This window comes from Streptomyces sp. NBC_00683 (genome assembly GCF_036226745.1).
In the GTDB taxonomy this organism is placed as follows: Bacteria; Actinomycetota; Actinomycetes; order Streptomycetales; family Streptomycetaceae; genus Streptomyces.
The window spans coordinates 1,952,368-1,967,628 of record NZ_CP109013.1; the positions used below are offsets into that span (position 1 = coordinate 1,952,368).

A 15,261-nucleotide genomic window follows, 5' to 3' on the forward strand; every position below is an offset into this window, starting at 1 on the left:
TCAGCGCTGGTACCGGGCCAGCACCCGATTCCCGTCCTCGACCAGGCGTTTCTTCAGCTCCTCGGTGTCGATCGCCCCGCTGTAGTACTCCTGGAGCGCCGGTGTGGCGACCTTGTCCTTCCATTCGGGGTAGCCGCGCACCGACTGCGCGGGGGCGGGGCGCAGCGCGCGGGCCAGTGCCGTACCGGTTGCCCAGCCGTTCTCGGCGGTGTGCAGCGCGGGGTCGGCCAGGGCCTTCGTACCGGTCGGCAGCATCCAGTCGCCCCGGGCGAGGCGCACCATGTTCTGCGGGCGCAGCAGGAAGTCGATGAACTGCACGGCTTCCTTCTTGTGGGCGCTGTCCTCCGCCACCGAAAGCGTCTGCGGGCTCACACCCTGGGCGAGCCCGTCGCTGCCGGCCGGGGCGGGCAGGACCGTCCACTCGAAGCCCTCCGGGGCCTGCTCGACGACCTGCTGACGGTAGGAGAACCCGAGCGGCACCATGGCGTACTTGCCGCCGAAGAAGCCGGGGAGGGTGTCCGAGCCGCTCATGCCGAGCGCGGTGCGGGCGGCGCTGCGGTCGGTGTTGACCTGGGCCTGGACCGTGCCGGGCATGACGTGGTCGCCGTCCTCGAAGCGGATGGCCACCTTGCCGTCCGCCCCGTGGTGGAAGAGCTGCCCCCCGGCGGAGAGGCCGAGGTTGAGGGTGACGGAGACCGGCTCCTTGAGCGGCCAGGCGACTCCGTACCGCCCCTTCTGCGTCAGCTTCGCGGTGATCTGCCGGAACTCCGGCCAGCTCCACGGCTTCTCGGGGGTCGGGATCCGTACACCCGACGACTCGAGGATCTCGGTGTTGGCGATCAGGACCCGGGGTTCCTGGAGGAACGGCACCCCGTAGACACCGTCGCCGAAGGTGGTGGTCCGCCAGGACTGCCGCGGGATGTCCGCGGCCAGCCGCTCCGGCAGGAGGGTACGCAGATCGGCGAGGTAGCCGCCGTACGCGAAGTCCGCGAGGTCGTCGGAGGCGTCGTGGATGATGTCGGGCGCCTCCCCGCCCTCGAAGGAGGTGAGCAGCTGGTCGTGGACGTTGTCCCAGCTCCCCTGGACGTAGTCCACCTGGATGCCGGGGTGGGTCGCGTTCCACTCCTTGACCAGTTGTTTGTTGGCGTCGACGGACTCCTTCTGCCAGGCGAGCGACTGGAAGCTCAGCCGGATCGTGCCCTCGGCGTCCCTGCGACCGCCGTCGTCCGAACAGCCGCTGAGCAGGAGGACCAGCGCGGTGGCCACGGCGGCGGCCGCCCTCGTCACGGTGAGCGCGCGCATCAGTTCTTCACCGCCCCGGCCGTCAGTCCGCCCGTGATCCGCTTCTGGATGACCGCGAAGAGGACGAGGGAGGGGAGGGTGGCGAGGAACGCGGCGGCGGCGAGCGGCCCGAGGTCGGCCGCGCCCTCCGCGCCGAGGAAGTGGGTGAGTACGACCGGCAAGGTCTGCTTCTCCGGTGTCTTGAGCAGGACGAGGGCGAAGAAGAACTCGTTCCATGCGGTGATGAACGCGAAGAGTGCGGTGGCGACGATCCCGGGTGCCAGCAGCGGGGCGGTGACCGAGACGAGTGTCCGCACCTTGCCCGCCCCGTCGACGGCGGCGGCCTCCTCCAGTTCGGGCGGCACGGCCCGCACGTAGCCGGCCAGCATCCACAGCGCGAAGGGCAGCGACCACACCACGTAGACCATGACCAGCCCCCACAGCGAGTTGATCAGATGCAGGTTCTTGAGCACGAGGAAGAGCGGAATGATCACCAGGACGAACGGGAACGCCTGGCTGACCACGACCCAACCGGTGGCTGCGGTGGAGAGCCTGCCCCGGTGGCGGGCCATCACGTACGCCATGGGTGTGGCGATGACCACCGCGATGACTGCCGCCGAGAGCGCGGTGACGAGCGAGTTGGCGGCGGCCCCGAGAAGCGGCTGCTCGTCGAAGGCCTGCCGGAAGTTGTCCAGCGTCGGAGCCTCGGGGATCCACGTGGGATGCAGCGACCCCAGCTCGCGGGCCGGCTTGAACGCGGTCGAGATCAGCCACAGGAACGGGAACGCCAGGAACACGAGGTAGCACAGGAGCGCGGCGTACTGCCCCGCCCGTGCGGCTCGGCCGGTTCGCAGACTCATGCGTCGTCCCCTCCCCTGAGCCGGCCGACGAGATAGAACGCGAGGATCACGGAGATCACCGCGACCATCACGCAGCCCATCGCCGCGGCATAGCCGAACTGCCCGTAACGGAACGCCTCTTCGTAGGCGAAGAGCATGGGAAGCCGGGTTCGCCCTCCCGGACCTCCGCTGGTCAGCACGTAGACCAGCGCGAAGGAGTTGAAGTTCCAGATGAAGTTGAGCGCGGTGATCGCGAGCGCCACCGGCTTGAGCGCGGGCCAGGTGACGGTACGGAACCGGCGCCAGGCTCCCGCACCGTCGAGCGCCGCGGCCTCGTGGAGTTCGTGCGGGGTGTTCTGCAGTCCGGCCAGCAGCGCGACCGTGGTCTGCGGCATGCCGGCCCAGATGCCCACGACGATCACCGCGGGCAGGGCGGTCGCGAGTCCGGTGAGCCAGTCCCTGCCGTCGCCGAGGCCGAGGTCGCGGATGGTCTCGTTCAGGATGCCCGCGTCGGGGTTGTAGACGAGGCGCCACATCATGCCCACGACCACTTCGGGCATGGCCCAGGGGATGATCGCCAGCGCTCTGGCCAGCCAGCGCATCCGCAGGTTCGCGCTGAGCAGCAGGGCGAGGCCGAGTGCGAGGACGAACTGCGGGACCGTGACGCCGACGGCCCACAGCAGACCGATCCGGAAGGAGTCCCAGAAGAGGGTGTCGTGCAGCAGGTCCTGGAAGTTCAGCCCGCCGATCCACTGCGTGGAGCGGGTGCGGCCGGACTGGGCGTCGGTGAAGGCCAGCGCGATGCCGTACAGGAGGGGTCCGACACTGAGGATCAGGATCGGTATCAGCGCCGGCAGCACCAGGAACCAGGAAGCCCCGTCCCGTCTGCCCCTTTTACCCTGTCCGTTCCGTGGACCTCCGCGCCCGGACCGCGCCATTGCGGTCGCCAATGTCATGAATACGACCCCTTCACATCATTGGATCGGTTTCGTACTCGTATGGCCGATCGGGCGGCCTCCGTCATCGTGCTGACGGGCCGTCCGTTCGTCAAGGTGGCCTGCACGGATGCGAAAATCGGGCCATGGACGAATTGCGTGCGCGCGAGGTACTGACCGCCGCCGGGCTGCCCGGCGGCGCGGAGCTGCTCGCGCTGGGCGAGAACGCGGTGTTCTCCGTGGGCGACCTGGTGGCCAAGGTCGGCCGGGATGCCACGTTGCACCCGGAACTACGGGAACGCGCCGAGCGCGAGACGGCCGTCGCCCGGTGGCTCGCCGCCTCGGGGGTACCTGCCGTCCGGGCCGCGGAGCCCGGCGTACGCATGGCCATGGGCCACCCGGTCACGCTGTGGCACCGGCTCCCCGAGGCCGTACGCCCGACCGAGCCGCAGGATCTGGCCCCCCTGCTCACCCAGGTGCACGCCCTGTCCGCCCCGGACGGCTTCACGCTGCCGCGGAGGGAGCTGCTCGGCGGCGTCGAGCGCTGGCTGCGGCTCGCGGGTGATGCGATCGATCCGGCCGACGCCGACTATCTGCGCGGCCGGCGCGACGGCTTCGCGAAGGCCGCCGCCGCGCTTGCCCCGCACCTGACGCCGGGCCCCGTCCACGGCGACGCGCTCCCCCGCAATGTCCATGTCGGCCCGGACGGGCCGGTGCTGGTCGATCTGGAGACCTTCTCCGCCGACCTGCGTGAGCACGACCTGGTGGTCCTCGCACTCTCCCGCGACCGGTACGGCCTGCCCGCGGCGTCGTACGACGCTTTCACCGAGGCCTACGGCTGGGACGTCCGCACCTGGGAAGGCTGCGCGGTCCTGCGCGGCGCCCGCGAAACGGCCAGCTGCGCCTGGGTCTCCCAGCACGCCCCGGACAACCCGAAGGCGCTGGCGGAGTTCCGGCGCAGGGTGGCCTCTTTGCGCGAGGACGATCCCGAGGTCCGTTGGTACCCCTTCTGAAACAACCTGGGGGGGTGCCGATCCGGTGCCCGGTGATCCTTCCGTACCATGCCTCTTGGCCGTGAGGCCGAACAGGTGCGATTGCAACGGGGGTTGCCCATGGGAACCGGAGAAGGCGGCGAGCAGAAGCTCGCGAGCTCGGCGAGCGACAAGAAGCGCGCGTCGACGTACATGGAAGAACACCTGATGCCCGACACCCAGGCAGCCGGCCGCATGGCAGCCGGCGGTGGAACGGTGCGCACGCCCTTCCTCGCCCCGTCCGCGGCTCCCCCGAGCCCCCTCATCAAGCAGGACACCGGGCTGAAGAGCCTCTCCGCCTGGGCCTCGGACCAGGGCGTCTCCGACGCACTGGGCGCCTGGCAGGGGCAGGCGAACCGGCTGATGGCGCGGTTGCAGCAGGAACTGAACGGGCTGAAGGGCGCGAAGAACATCCTGCACAACCAGGACCTCGCCACCGGCGCACAGGCGAACTCCATACGGCTCCCCAGCAGTTTCGACGGGATGTGACGGGCACCGCCATGACGCTGACCTACCAGGACGTGGTGACGGCCGACCTGTCTTCCCTCGCGGACGTGTCCGGGGCGTGGAAGAAGATGGGCGAGCGCTTCGGTGAGCTGAAGACCAATTACGAGAAGAACGTGCAGGGCGTGCTGGCCAACGGGAACTGGCAGGGCCAGGCCTTCGGCGCCCAGCAGAACAACGCCGCGGCCACGGCCTTCGAGTTCGGGGCGGCGAAGACGGAGGCGCTGGCGATCGCCAGCCTGCTCACGGACGCGCAGACCGAGCTGACCCGCCTGCAGAAGGCGGTCAAGGACCTGGTCGAGGACGCCGAGAAGAAGGAATACAAGGTCGACAGCTCCGGCAAGGCGACCTACGTCGGGTACGACAACCTCTCCACGCAGGAGCGGTTCGCCTTCAACCACGACCCCGATCACGGCCGGCTGCTGGCCGATGCCCGGGTGAAGGCGCAGGGCTGGACCGACGAGATAGCCAAGGCGGTCAAGGCCGTCGACGCCGCCGACCAGAGCGTGAAGCGGGCGCTGTCCCGCGCGACGAGCGATGTCTCCTTCGACGGAATCGGCATCGGCGGGTTCAACACGCAGGCCGAGGGCGATCTGGCGAAGGCCGGTAAGCCCGACCCCAAGCCCGGCAAGGAGGACGGATGGGTCTCCGAGGGCGAATCCGAGGCCTCCGGACCGGGGGTCGGGGCGGAGGCCAGCGGTCCGAACATCGGGAAGGGCAAGCTGGCCGAGGCGGAGGCACACGCCGACCTGGGCCGCGCCAAGGCCGAGGGATCGCTCACCAACGGTCCGTTCAAGCTGGCCGGAGAAGCCGAAGCCTATGCGGGCGCCAAGGCCTCGGCGGCCGCCGGCATCACCAATGAGGGCGCCCAGGCCGAGGCCGGTGCCTTCGCGGGCGGCGAGGCCTCGGCCGGCGGCACCGCCGACGCCGGCCCCGTCGGGGTGTACGGGCGGGCGGAGGCCATGGCGGGCGCCGAGGCCGGTGTCAACGCGCAAGCGGGCCTGGACGGGTTGAACGTGGGCGCCGAGGCCTTTGCCGGAGCGAAGGGCAGCGTGGGCGCGGGCGCGGACGTCGGGGGCATCGGCGTGGGTGTCACGGCCGAGGGCTGGGCCGGTCCCGGCGCGGAGGCCAGTCTGAACGCCAGCAAGGACGCCAACGGCGTCTGGCACTTCGGCCCGAAGGTGGGCCTCTCCCCCGCCCTCGGTGGCGCCGTGGGCTTCGAGCTCACCGTCGACCCGGGGAAGGTCGTCGATACCGTGGGAGATGCGGCGAACTGGGTAGGCGACGGAATCGGCAGCATTTTCTGACACTCGCAACCGCGGACCCGCTGCCGTAAGCACACCGTTGCCGTAAGGAGAGACCGGGATGACCACCACCCTGCCCGTACCGATCGCGTTCGAGCTGCCGGACGGCTGGCGCGCCACACCGCCGGACGGAGTGGGTGCGACGGGCTCGGCGTTCGTCGCGCTGCACCCGCATCCGGACGAGGGATTCACCGCGAACATCACGATCGACGGCGAGTTCCGCCCGGACGAGGCGACGCTCCCCGAGATCGCCGACGAATCCGTGGAGAACCTGCGCCGGTCCGCCGCGTCGGTCGCGGTCGTGGAACGCCGCGAGGTCGGTTCCGAGGACGCTCCTGGCCTCACCCAGACCCTGGCGGTCTCGGCCGTCGCCGGCGGCTCGCTCCGCGACCTCGTGCAGTCGCAGGTCTACCTGTCCCTGCTGGACGTCACGGACCCGAGCAAGCGGGCGGTGATCCGTCTGATCCTGACGGTGACCGCGTCCCAGCACCTCGCCGTCCTGGAGGACTTCCGGGACTTCGTGCGCACGGTCCGCCCCGACACCGAGGCGGCTTCCTAGGACGTCCCACCGGGACGGCCCTCCTTGCACCCGCAATCCGACCCCTCATAGGTTGACCTCATGGGATTCTTCGACATGCTGACCGGAACCAAGCGCCCCGAGGACGGGGTCGCGCCACGATCGGCCGAGGAGTTGCGGACAGCCCTGCTCGGTCTGAACGGGCCCGATGTCCCGTACATCATCAGCGACGGCGCAGCGCACGGCGCCGATCTGGTGGCGGAGTGGCGGATCGCCGAGCCGGCCTGGCAGACCTTCTTCATCGGGTCCCAGCTGACGCACGCCATCCGGATCCGGATGCGCCTGGCCGAGGACGTCCCCGAGGTGCGTGCCATCGAGGAGCAGTGGGAGGTCACCCGCGTCGGGAATCCTCCTCGGCTCCAGACTTCGGCGGAGTACGGGCGCGGCGCGGGCAGGACCGTCTCCCGCCGGTGGTCTCTCCAACGCGGGGAGAACGGCCGCCTCGAAGCGACGGAGACGTTCAGCTTCGACAGCGCGCAGCTGACCGGACCCCTGCGGAACACCGCCGTCGAAGCGGGCTGGACCTGGCGCGGAGTGATCTTCGGCAAGCTCTGAGCGGGCGGCCGTCGGCATCTCCGGCGACCTCCCGGCAGTACGGTGCCGCGTATGATTCCGGCATCTTCCTCTCTTGATCACCCGGAACGGAATCCCCCATGCCCATAGCCCGCCTGACCACAGCAGCGACATGGAGCCTCTCCGCCGCGGCAGCCGGCGTGCTGCTCGTCGGCTGCTCGGGATCGGTCAGCGTCGGAAGCTCCGATCCGAAGCTGTCCTCGGACAAGCTGGCCGACACGGTCGCCGAGAAGCTCGCCAGTACAACGGGCCAGCCGAAGCCGGACATCACGTGCCCCGAGGACCTCGCCGGGAAGGTAGGCACCACCACCCGCTGCACGCTCACGGCGAAGGACGGCAGCACGCTGGGTGTGTCGGTCAAGGTCACCTCGGTCGAGGGCAAGAAGATCAACTTCGACATCAAGGCCGACGACACGGCTTCTCCGGCCACGAACTGACCTCCGGCCCTCCGCGGCCACGGCGTCGGATCGTCCACACCGGCGGACAGGCTCTCTCCCGGACAGCGGCGACCGCCGAAGTCATCGCATCCGGGGGATGAGCGGCCAGGCCGGTTCGACGACGGCCGCCGGATTCGCGGTGCGCCGCAGATACGCCTGCAGGGACAGCGACTGCTCGGCCGCCGCCTGCACCTGGAGGCCGTGCAGGTCCTCCAGCGGCATCACTCCGACGGGTTCGTGCTTCTCCCCCATGCGTCGCACCACGCGGGCAGCGGCCACGGCGTCCGCCCTCGCGTCGTGCGCGTCGTCGAGCGACACCCCGTAGTGGGCGCACAGCGCGTGGAGAGCCCGCTTCCCCTTCCGGTACTTGTCGACGTGCTTGTCGATCACCAACGGATCGATGACGGGTGAGGGTGCGTCGCCCAGCCGCTCACTGACCGACTCGACCCCGTACCGCAGGCACTCACGGTCGAGCAGGGACAGGTCGTAGCGCGCGTTCATCACCACCAGCGGCGTCCCCGAGCGCAGCCCCTCGGCGACCGCCCGGGTGATCTCCTCGATCGCGGAGGCGGCCGGCAGCCCGTGCTCGCGGGCACGTTCCGTCGAGATGCCGTGGATCGCCGATGCCTGCTCGGGTATGGCCACACCGGGATTCAGCAGCCAGGTCCGCTCCTCCGAGACGGATCCGTCCGCCTCCAGCCGGACGACCGCTGCCGTCACGATCCGGTCGGTCTCGACATCCGTCCCCGTGGTCTCCAGGTCGAACGACATCAACGGGCCGCTGATCCAGCTCATCCCGTACCTCCTTCTGTGGTGCTTTCCCCCAAGTGACGACCACCTTCGCACGCACCACTGACAACGCGGGTGGAGCGTCAGGAGACCGGCCTGGAGTCCGTCCACACCGACTCGAACTCCTCGCGGTACGTCTCGAAGAGGCCGTGCTCGCTGTCCTGCCCCGCCCGGACGACCGCGCGCCCGCCGCCCCGCAGCACCAGCACGGGCGCCTCCATGCCGCGTGCGCGCCGCAGATACGGCTGGACCACCCCCACGGCGTCCGGCCCGTCGCCGTCCACCAGGTAGGCCGTGAAGCGCGGCGTCTCGTCGAAGACATGGATCTGGAAGGCGCCCGGATCGCGGAGCTTGGAGCGGACCCGGCGCATATGGAGGATGTTCATCTCCACGGAGCGGCTCAGCTCGCCCTTCTTGAGGCCCAGTTCCCGCTCCCTGCGCTTGACCGCGCTGCTCGCAGGGTTGATGAACAGCAGCCGGACCCGGCAGCCCGACTCGGCGAGGCGGACCAGCCTGCGCCCCGAGAAGTTCTGCACGAGCAGGTTGAGCCCTATGCCGATCGCGTCCAGCCGTCGTGAGCCGCCGAACAGGTCCTCGGCGGGCAGCTGGCGCTGGAGCCGCACCCGGTCCGGGTGGACGGAGACGACGTCAGCGTAACGGTCGCCGACCAGCTCCTCGACGGCGTCGACGGGCAGCCGGTCGGCCGACGGGACCGCCGCGCCGCTGCCGAGGATCTCCAGGAGCCGGGCGGAGGCGCGTTCGGCCTGGGCCAGGACCGCCTCGTTCAGCGCCCGGTTGCGGGAGACGACGTTGCGCGCCACCTCCAGCTCGTCCAGCGCGAGCTCCACCTCGCGGCGGTCGTCGAAATACGGCTCGAAGCAGGGCCAGTGCTGGACCATCAGCTCACGCAGCTGCGGCAGCGTGAGGAAGCTGAGGACGTTGTCGTCGGCCGGGTCGAGCAGATAGCCCTTGCGGCGCGAGACCTCGCGGACCGCGACGGCGCGCTGCACCCACTCCTGCCCGGCGGGTCCCGCCGCGGCCACCACCCAGTCCTCGCCGTGCACCGGCTCGTAGATCGGCCGGATCACGGCGGCGACCACGGCACGGAGCCGCTGTTCCACCAGATTCAGCCAGATGTACGCCCGCCCGGCGCGCTGCGCCCGTGTGCGCACCTCGTTCCAGGCGTCCGCGCCCCAGTCCAGTTCCGCACCGATCTCCATGGGCTGCGCCAGGGACACCGCCCCCGGCGGGGCATCGGTCGATTCCCCCTCGTGACCTGCGTCACCTGGGGGCAGCTCGAACCCGCCCGAGCTCACCCGCGTACCGCCTTCCACTCCCCCACCAACGATCAAGGAAGGGTACTCCGGGACCGGGAGCCGGTGCAGCCGGATGCACAGGCTCCTTACTCAACTCCCCTGCGCCGCAGGCTTGTTCCTTACGAAAGGATTGGGCGGAGTGAGGCGATTCATAGGGGTTAGGCACCCCCGCGCATGCCGCATACCGGACGGGAGCGGCTGCCTGTTACCCGCGGTCCCTGTACGGGCGACACCGAAGTGTCCGAAGTTGACCGGTCCGGCGGGGCGCGAGCCGACCGGACCCGGCCGCACCGGTCGACGTACTAGGTAGGCGCACTTCTTTCGGGGAGTATTCGGGTCAAGAAGCCCGCAGCACCCGGATCAGAAGTGGAAGAGTCCTATCTATGCAGGTCTGGCCGGGACAGGCGTATCCCCTCGGTGCCACGTACGACGGCGCCGGGACCAACTTCGCGGTCTTCTCGGAGGCCGCCGACCGAATCGAGTTGTGCCTGCTGCACGATGACGGTTCAGAAACGGCGGTGGAACTCCGCGAGACCGATGCCTTCGTCCGTCACGCCTACCTGCCCGGGGTGATGCCGGGTCAGCGGTACGGCTTCCGGGTGCACGGCCCGTACGAGCCGCAGCGCGGGCAGCGCTGCAATTCGGCGAAGCTGCTCCTCGATCCGTACGCGCGTGCGATCTCCGGGCAGATCAAGTGGGGCGAGGCGGTGTACGGCTACCCCTTCGGCCGGCCCGACGCGCGCAACGACCTGGACTCCGCGCCGCACATGATGAGCTCGGTGGTGGTGAACCCGTACTTCGACTGGGGCGACGACCGCCGTCCCCGCACGGACTACCACCGCACGGTGATCTACGAGGCCCATGTGAAGGGCCTGACGATGCTTCACCCGGGCCTGCCCGAGGAGCTGCGCGGCACCTACGCCGGGCTCGCCCACCCCGAGATCATCGCCCACCTCACCGAGCTGGGTGTCACGGCGATCGAACTGATGCCGGTGCACCAGTTCGTCCAGGACCACCGTCTCGCCGACGCGGGCCTCGCCAACTACTGGGGCTACAACACCATCGGGTTCTTCGCCCCGCACAACGCGTACGCCTCCTGGGGCGACCGCGGCGAGCAGGTGCTCGAGTTCAAACAGGCCGTGCGGGCACTCCACCAGGCGGGCATCGAGGTGATCCTCGACGTCGTCTACAACCACACCGCCGAGGGCAACCACCTGGGGCCGACGCTCTCGTTCCGGGGTCTGGACAACGCCTCGTACTACCGGCTGGCCGACGACCAGCGGTACTACATGGACACCACGGGCACCGGGAACTCCCTGCTGATGCGGTCGCCGCACGTACTGCAGCTGATCATGGACTCCCTGCGGTACTGGGTGACCGAGATGCATGTGGACGGCTTCCGCTTCGATCTCGCCGCGACGCTGGCACGCCAGTTCCACGAGGTGGACCGGCTGTCGTCGTTCTTCGACCTGGTGCAGCAGGATCCGGTGGTCAGCCAGGTGAAGCTGATCGCCGAGCCGTGGGACGTGGGCGAGGGCGGCTACCAGGTGGGCAACTTCCCGCCGCTGTGGACCGAGTGGAACGGCAAGTACCGCGACACGGTGCGGGATCTGTGGCGGGGCGAGCCCCGGACGCTCGCCGAGTTCGCGGGTCGGCTCACCGGATCCTCCGACCTGTACCAGGACGACGGCAGACGTCCTCTGGCCTCCATCAACTTCACCACCTGCCACGACGGCTTCACGCTGAACGACCTGGTGTCGTACAACGACAAGCGCAACGACGCGAACGGCGAGGGCAACCGGGACGGCGAGAGCCACAACCGCTCCTGGAACTGCGGTGCGGAGGGCGAGACCGAGGACAAGGAGGTCCAGGAGCTGCGCAGCCGTCAGATGCGCAACTTCATCGCCACGCTGATGCTCTCCCAGGGCGTCCCGATGCTGAGCCACGGCGACGAGTTCGCCCGCACCCAGCGGGGCAACAACAACGCGTACTGCCAGGACAACGAGCTCTCGTGGGTCCACTGGCCCGATCCGGCCGCCGCGGCCGCGCAGGACGGCGACGCAGACGGTGCGGGCACCGGCGGCACGGACACGAGTCTGCTGGAGTTCACCCGGTCCATGGTCTGGCTGCGCCGGGACCACCCGGTCTTCAGGCGCAGGCGCTTCTTCCACGGCCGCCCGGTGGAGGGCACGCACGATGAGTTGTCCGACATCGCCTGGTTCACCCCCAGGGGTGAGGAGATGACGCAGCGGGACTGGCAGGCCGCGCACGCCAAGGCCATGACGGTCTTCCTGAACGGCCATGCGATCTCGGAGCCGGGGCCGCGCGGCGAGCGGATCTCCGACGACTCGTTCCTGCTGATGTTCAACGCGGGCGCCGACACCCTGGAATTCGCCGTTCCGATGAACCACGGGAGGCAGTGGCAGGTCGTCGTGGACACGGGCATCCCGGACGGAGTGGCTCCGGGTGCGGGTCCCAAGGTGTCGGCGGGTGACCGGGTGACGCTCATCGGGCGCAGCCTGACGGTGCTCAAGCGCCCGGCGTAGGCCAATGGTGTGCCCGGGGCGACCCGGGCACCGCCGGTGGAGCCCTGGTACGTGGTCGAGTGACACAGAAGCCGTCAGGCTGGGTACGTACGTGTCCATGACGCCCACCGCCACGTACCGGCTCCAGCTCCAACCGGACTTCCCGTTCGCCGCCGCCGGACAAGCCGTGCCGTACATCGCCGCGCTCGGCGTCTCCCATCTGCATCTGTCCCCGGTGCTGGAGGCCGTGCCCGGCTCCGGGCACGGCTACGACGTCGTCGACCACGGCCGGGTGCGGGCCGAGCTCGGCGGGGAGGAGGGGCTGCGGCAGCTGGCCGCCACGGCCCGTGCGCACGGGCTCGGGCTGATCCTGGACATCGTGCCCAATCACATGGCCGCCGCGCCCAGGCACAACCGGCAGCTGTGGGAGGTGCTGCGCGAGGGACCGCAGTCGCCGTACGCCCACTGGTTCGACATCGACTGGGCGGCGGGCGGCGGCAAGGTGCTGCTGCCCGTGCTCGCGGGGCGGATCGGCGACGAGGCCGGCCGCTTCGAGGTCGGCGCCCGCGACGACGGCTCACCGGTGCTCCGATACGGCGACCAGGAGTTCCCGCTGCGCGAGGGCACCGCGGACCTGCCCCTGCCGGAGCTCCTTGCCGCCCAGCACTACCGGCTGGCCTGGTGGCGGCTGGCCCGTACGGAACTCAACTACCGGCGGTTCTTCACCATCTCCGAACTGATCGGGGTCCGTGTCGAGCACCCGGAGGTATTCGCCGCCACCCACGGCAAGGTCCTCGAACTGGTCGGTGACGGAGTCCTCGACGGTCTGCGCATCGACCATCCGGACGGCCTGGCCGACCCCGCCGCGTACCTGGAGCGGCTCGGCGGGGCGACCGGCGGGCGGTGGACCGTGGTCGAGAAGATCCTCACCGGCTCCGAACCCCTGCCCGCCGGCTGGGCGGTCGCGGGGACGACCGGCTACGACGCGCTGCACCGCATCGACGGTCTGTTCACCGACCCGATGGGCGCGGCGGACCTGCTCGGCCGCTACCGCGACTTCGCGGGCCCGCCCGGCGACCGCGGCGGCTACTGGACCGCGACCGTCCGCCGGGCGGCGTACCGCGTCGTCACCCATGAGCTCGCCGCGGAGACGGAGTGGCTGACCCGCCTCGCCGTGCAGGCGTGCTCGGGGGATCCCGCACGTATGGACCACGCCCCGTGGGCCCTGCACACGGCGGTGCGCGAACTGCTCGTCCGGGTCCCGGTCTACCGTCCGTACGTCACGGCGGGCGGCCCGCTCACGGAGGTCGCGGAGTCGGCGCTCCCGGCCGAGGCGGTCCAGGAGGCCAAGGCCGTCTTCTCCGTACCGCAGGAGGCGGCGGCCGTGGACGTGGTGCGGGACCTGGCGCTGGGCCGGCTCGGCGACGGGCCGGAGCACACGGCGTTCTGCGCCCGGTTCGCACAGACGGCGTCCGCGCTGCACGCCAAGTCGGTGGAGGACACAGCGTTCTACCGCTACGTTCCGCTGATCTCGGCGACCGAGGTGGGCGGCGATCCCGGCCGTCCGGCGGTGAGCCCCGAGGAGTTCCATGCCTTCTGCGCCCGGCTGTCCCGCGACTGGCCGGCCACCGGCACGGTGCTGACCACGCACGACACCAAGCGCAGCGGGGACGTACGGGCCAGGATCGCGGTCCTGTCGGAGTGCCCCGAGCGGTGGGCCTCGCTGGTGGCGCAGCTGGCCCGGGCCACGACCGTGTCCGCGCCGGACCCCCAGCTGGCCTGGCAGGCCTGGCAGTCGGCGTACGGCTGCGCGGGCCTGCCGACCGGGGAGATGGCGGGCAGGCTGGAGCCGGCGCTGCTGAAGTCCGTACGGGAGGCGGGCCTGTTCACCAGCTGGACGGAGCCGGATCCGGCGTACGAGCATGCGGTGAGCGAATTCGTCGCGGCGGGTCCGGGCGCCGACACGGGCCAGGCGCGGGCGATGATGACGCGGTTCGCCGACACCCTCGCCCCCTTCGTGCGCGCCAATGTGCTCGGTGCGGCGCTGGTGCATCTGACGATGCCGGGCGTGCCCGATCTCTACCAGGGCACGGAGCGGGAGTACATCGCCCTGGTCGACCCCGACAACCGCCGGCCGTTCAGCCGGCCTCCGGCCGACGTGCCCGACGAGAAGGCCGGTCTGACCGTGGCGGCGTTGGGGCTGCGGCGGGAGCGGCCCGGACTCTTCGGCGAGTCGGGTACGTACGCCCCGCTGGCGGCACACGGGCCGGCCGCCGCACACTGCCTGGCGTTCTGCCGCTCGGGCGAGGCCGTCACGGCGGTGACCAGGCTCGCGCTGAGGCTGGAGGAGGAGGGCGGCTGGGGCGATACGGCGCTGACGCTGCCCGACGAGGGCCCGTGGCACGACCTGCTGTCCCCCGGCCGGGAGTTCACGGGAACGACGGTCGCGGTGGCCGAACTCTTCGCCGAACGGCCGGTGGCGCTGCTCGTGAAGGCCGAAGGAGGAGGGGCAGCGGACGGCGGCTGAGCCGCGCCTCCCGTCAGGCCGGGGGTCCGGGCAGGGGGGCGGAGAGCCGGAAGGTCATCCGGCCGAAGCTCACCTGGTCGCCGTCGCGCACGGCGGCCGATCCGATGACCCGCTGGCCGTTGACGCAGGTGCCGTTCGTCGAGCCGAGGTCGCGCAGGATCCATCGGCTGCCGTGTGCGGTCAGTTCGGCGTGCAGCCGCGACACCGTCTCGTGGCTGAGCCGCAGTCCGTTGCCCGGGTCCCGGCCGATACGCAGCGGGTGCGGCCCCGGCACGGGCAGCAGCAGTTTGGGCAGCCGCTCGGACTGCCAGGCCCTGCGCACCCCCGCGGGGAACGCGGAGACACCGCCCACCGCCCGGAAGAGCCTGCGGGACCAGCGCCCGCGGGTCTCCAGGTCGGAGGTGAGCGCCGCCAGCTCCTCGGAGCGCCGGGCCGTCAGGGCCAGTTCCATGCGTCGCAGGAAGGTGTCGTGGGACAGCTTCCCCTGCGCCGCGCCGTCTCTGAGCACACCGAGGACACGGTCGCGCTGGGCGTCGGACAGCCGCGCGGGGTACGTGTAGGGCTCGAAGGAGGACGTCACGGTACCGATTGTCGGGCCGAGAGGCCGGGGGTGTCCAGAAGGA

Annotated in this window: 14 protein-coding genes; 8 read left to right on the forward strand and 6 right to left on the reverse strand. The window is 70.6% G+C overall.

Annotated elements, in window-relative coordinates:
- Genes OG257_RS08625 through OG257_RS08635 form a run of 3 tightly spaced genes read right to left on the reverse strand, consistent with a single transcriptional unit; the run spans position 1 to position 3,076 of the window.
- Positions 1-1,302 (reverse strand): ABC transporter substrate-binding protein, encoded by a 1,302-nt coding sequence (locus tag OG257_RS08625; protein WP_329206232.1) that lies wholly within the window; start codon positions 1,300-1,302, stop codon positions 1-3.
- The gene (locus OG257_RS08630; RefSeq protein ID WP_329206233.1) at positions 1,302-2,141 is read right to left on the reverse strand and encodes a carbohydrate ABC transporter permease; all 840 of its coding nucleotides are present in this window, start codon (positions 2,139-2,141) and stop codon (positions 1,302-1,304) included. Before OG257_RS08630 ends, OG257_RS08625 begins: the two co-directional genes overlap by 1 nt.
- Complete coding sequence (locus OG257_RS08635; RefSeq protein WP_329206234.1) at positions 2,138-3,076, reverse strand: carbohydrate ABC transporter permease; 939 nt, start codon at positions 3,074-3,076, stop codon at positions 2,138-2,140. The genes OG257_RS08630 and OG257_RS08635 overlap by 4 nt, the downstream gene beginning before the upstream one ends.
- A gap of 125 nt (positions 3,077-3,201) precedes the next feature.
- On the opposite strand from OG257_RS08635, the gene OG257_RS08640 reads away from it, so the two are divergent.
- The 6 genes from OG257_RS08640 to OG257_RS08665 all read left to right on the forward strand — a co-directional run bounded on the left by OG257_RS08640 (position 3,202) and on the right by OG257_RS08665 (position 7,481).
- Positions 3,202-4,068 (forward strand): aminoglycoside phosphotransferase family protein, encoded by an 867-nt coding sequence (locus OG257_RS08640; RefSeq protein WP_329206235.1) that lies wholly within the window; start codon positions 3,202-3,204, stop codon positions 4,066-4,068.
- Positions 4,069-4,167: 99 nt separating this feature from the next.
- Complete coding sequence (locus OG257_RS08645) at positions 4,168-4,575, forward strand: hypothetical protein (protein ID WP_329206236.1); 408 nt, start codon at positions 4,168-4,170, stop codon at positions 4,573-4,575.
- Between the two features lie 11 nt (positions 4,576-4,586).
- Entirely contained in the window at positions 4,587-5,897 is a 1,311-nt protein-coding gene (locus OG257_RS08650; RefSeq protein WP_329206238.1) for a hypothetical protein, read from the forward strand.
- A 58-nt stretch (positions 5,898-5,955) separates the two neighbouring features.
- The gene (locus OG257_RS08655) at positions 5,956-6,453 is read left to right on the forward strand and encodes a hypothetical protein (protein ID WP_329206240.1); all 498 of its coding nucleotides are present in this window, start codon (positions 5,956-5,958) and stop codon (positions 6,451-6,453) included.
- Between the two features lie 60 nt (positions 6,454-6,513).
- Positions 6,514-7,026, forward strand: coding sequence for a hypothetical protein (locus OG257_RS08660; protein ID WP_329206242.1), 513 nt, complete (start codon positions 6,514-6,516; stop codon positions 7,024-7,026).
- Positions 7,027-7,124: 98 nt separating this feature from the next.
- Positions 7,125-7,481 carry a DUF4333 domain-containing protein gene (locus tag OG257_RS08665; protein ID WP_329206244.1) on the forward strand — a complete coding sequence of 119 codons (357 nt, stop codon included), beginning with the start codon at positions 7,125-7,127 and terminating at the stop codon, positions 7,479-7,481.
- A gap of 81 nt (positions 7,482-7,562) precedes the next feature.
- Here the strand turns inward: OG257_RS08665 and OG257_RS08670 are convergent, their stop codons facing one another.
- Both OG257_RS08670 and OG257_RS08675 read right to left on the reverse strand, forming a co-directional pair.
- Positions 7,563-8,276, reverse strand: a complete 714-nt coding sequence (locus OG257_RS08670; protein ID WP_329206246.1) for a 3'-5' exonuclease — start codon at positions 8,274-8,276, stop codon at positions 7,563-7,565.
- Positions 8,277-8,353: 77 nt separating this feature from the next.
- The gene (locus OG257_RS08675; RefSeq protein ID WP_329206247.1) at positions 8,354-9,586 is read right to left on the reverse strand and encodes an SAV2148 family HEPN domain-containing protein; all 1,233 of its coding nucleotides are present in this window, start codon (positions 9,584-9,586) and stop codon (positions 8,354-8,356) included.
- Positions 9,587-9,969: 383 nt separating this feature from the next.
- Here OG257_RS08675 and glgX point away from each other — a divergent pair, with 383 nt between their 5' ends.
- Positions 9,970-12,132, forward strand: a complete 2,163-nt coding sequence (gene glgX, locus OG257_RS08680) for a glycogen debranching protein GlgX (protein ID WP_329206249.1) — start codon at positions 9,970-9,972, stop codon at positions 12,130-12,132.
- A gap of 97 nt (positions 12,133-12,229) precedes the next feature.
- Entirely contained in the window at positions 12,230-14,638 is a 2,409-nt protein-coding gene (gene treY / locus OG257_RS08685; RefSeq protein WP_329206250.1) for a malto-oligosyltrehalose synthase, read from the forward strand.
- A 13-nt stretch (positions 14,639-14,651) separates the two neighbouring features.
- On the opposite strand, the gene OG257_RS08690 is transcribed toward treY, so the two are convergent.
- On the reverse strand, positions 14,652-15,218 hold the full coding sequence (locus OG257_RS08690; protein WP_329206252.1) for a DUF1707 and FHA domain-containing protein: 567 nt from the start codon (positions 15,216-15,218) through the stop codon (positions 14,652-14,654).
- Positions 15,219-15,261 lie beyond the last annotated feature (43 nt).

Coding starts and splice junctions, on each gene's coding strand:
- OG257_RS08625 (WP_329206232.1), bottom strand. CDS start 1,302: ATGCGCGCGCTCACCGTGACGAGGGCGGCCGCCGCCGTGGCCACCGCG.
- OG257_RS08630 (WP_329206233.1), bottom strand. CDS start 2,141: ATGAGTCTGCGAACCGGCCGAGCCGCACGGGCGGGGCAGTACGCCGCG.
- OG257_RS08635 (WP_329206234.1), bottom strand. CDS start 3,076: ATGACATTGGCGACCGCAATGGCGCGGTCCGGGCGCGGAGGTCCACGG.
- OG257_RS08640 (WP_329206235.1), top strand. CDS start 3,202: ATGGACGAATTGCGTGCGCGCGAGGTACTGACCGCCGCCGGGCTGCCC.
- OG257_RS08645 (WP_329206236.1), top strand. CDS start 4,168: ATGGGAACCGGAGAAGGCGGCGAGCAGAAGCTCGCGAGCTCGGCGAGC.
- OG257_RS08650 (WP_329206238.1), top strand. CDS start 4,587: ATGACGCTGACCTACCAGGACGTGGTGACGGCCGACCTGTCTTCCCTC.
- OG257_RS08655 (WP_329206240.1), top strand. CDS start 5,956: ATGACCACCACCCTGCCCGTACCGATCGCGTTCGAGCTGCCGGACGGC.
- OG257_RS08660 (WP_329206242.1), top strand. CDS start 6,514: ATGGGATTCTTCGACATGCTGACCGGAACCAAGCGCCCCGAGGACGGG.
- OG257_RS08665 (WP_329206244.1), top strand. CDS start 7,125: ATGCCCATAGCCCGCCTGACCACAGCAGCGACATGGAGCCTCTCCGCC.
- OG257_RS08670 (WP_329206246.1), bottom strand. CDS start 8,276: ATGAGCTGGATCAGCGGCCCGTTGATGTCGTTCGACCTGGAGACCACG.
- glgX (WP_329206249.1), top strand. CDS start 9,970: ATGCAGGTCTGGCCGGGACAGGCGTATCCCCTCGGTGCCACGTACGAC.
- treY (WP_329206250.1), top strand. CDS start 12,230: ATGACGCCCACCGCCACGTACCGGCTCCAGCTCCAACCGGACTTCCCG.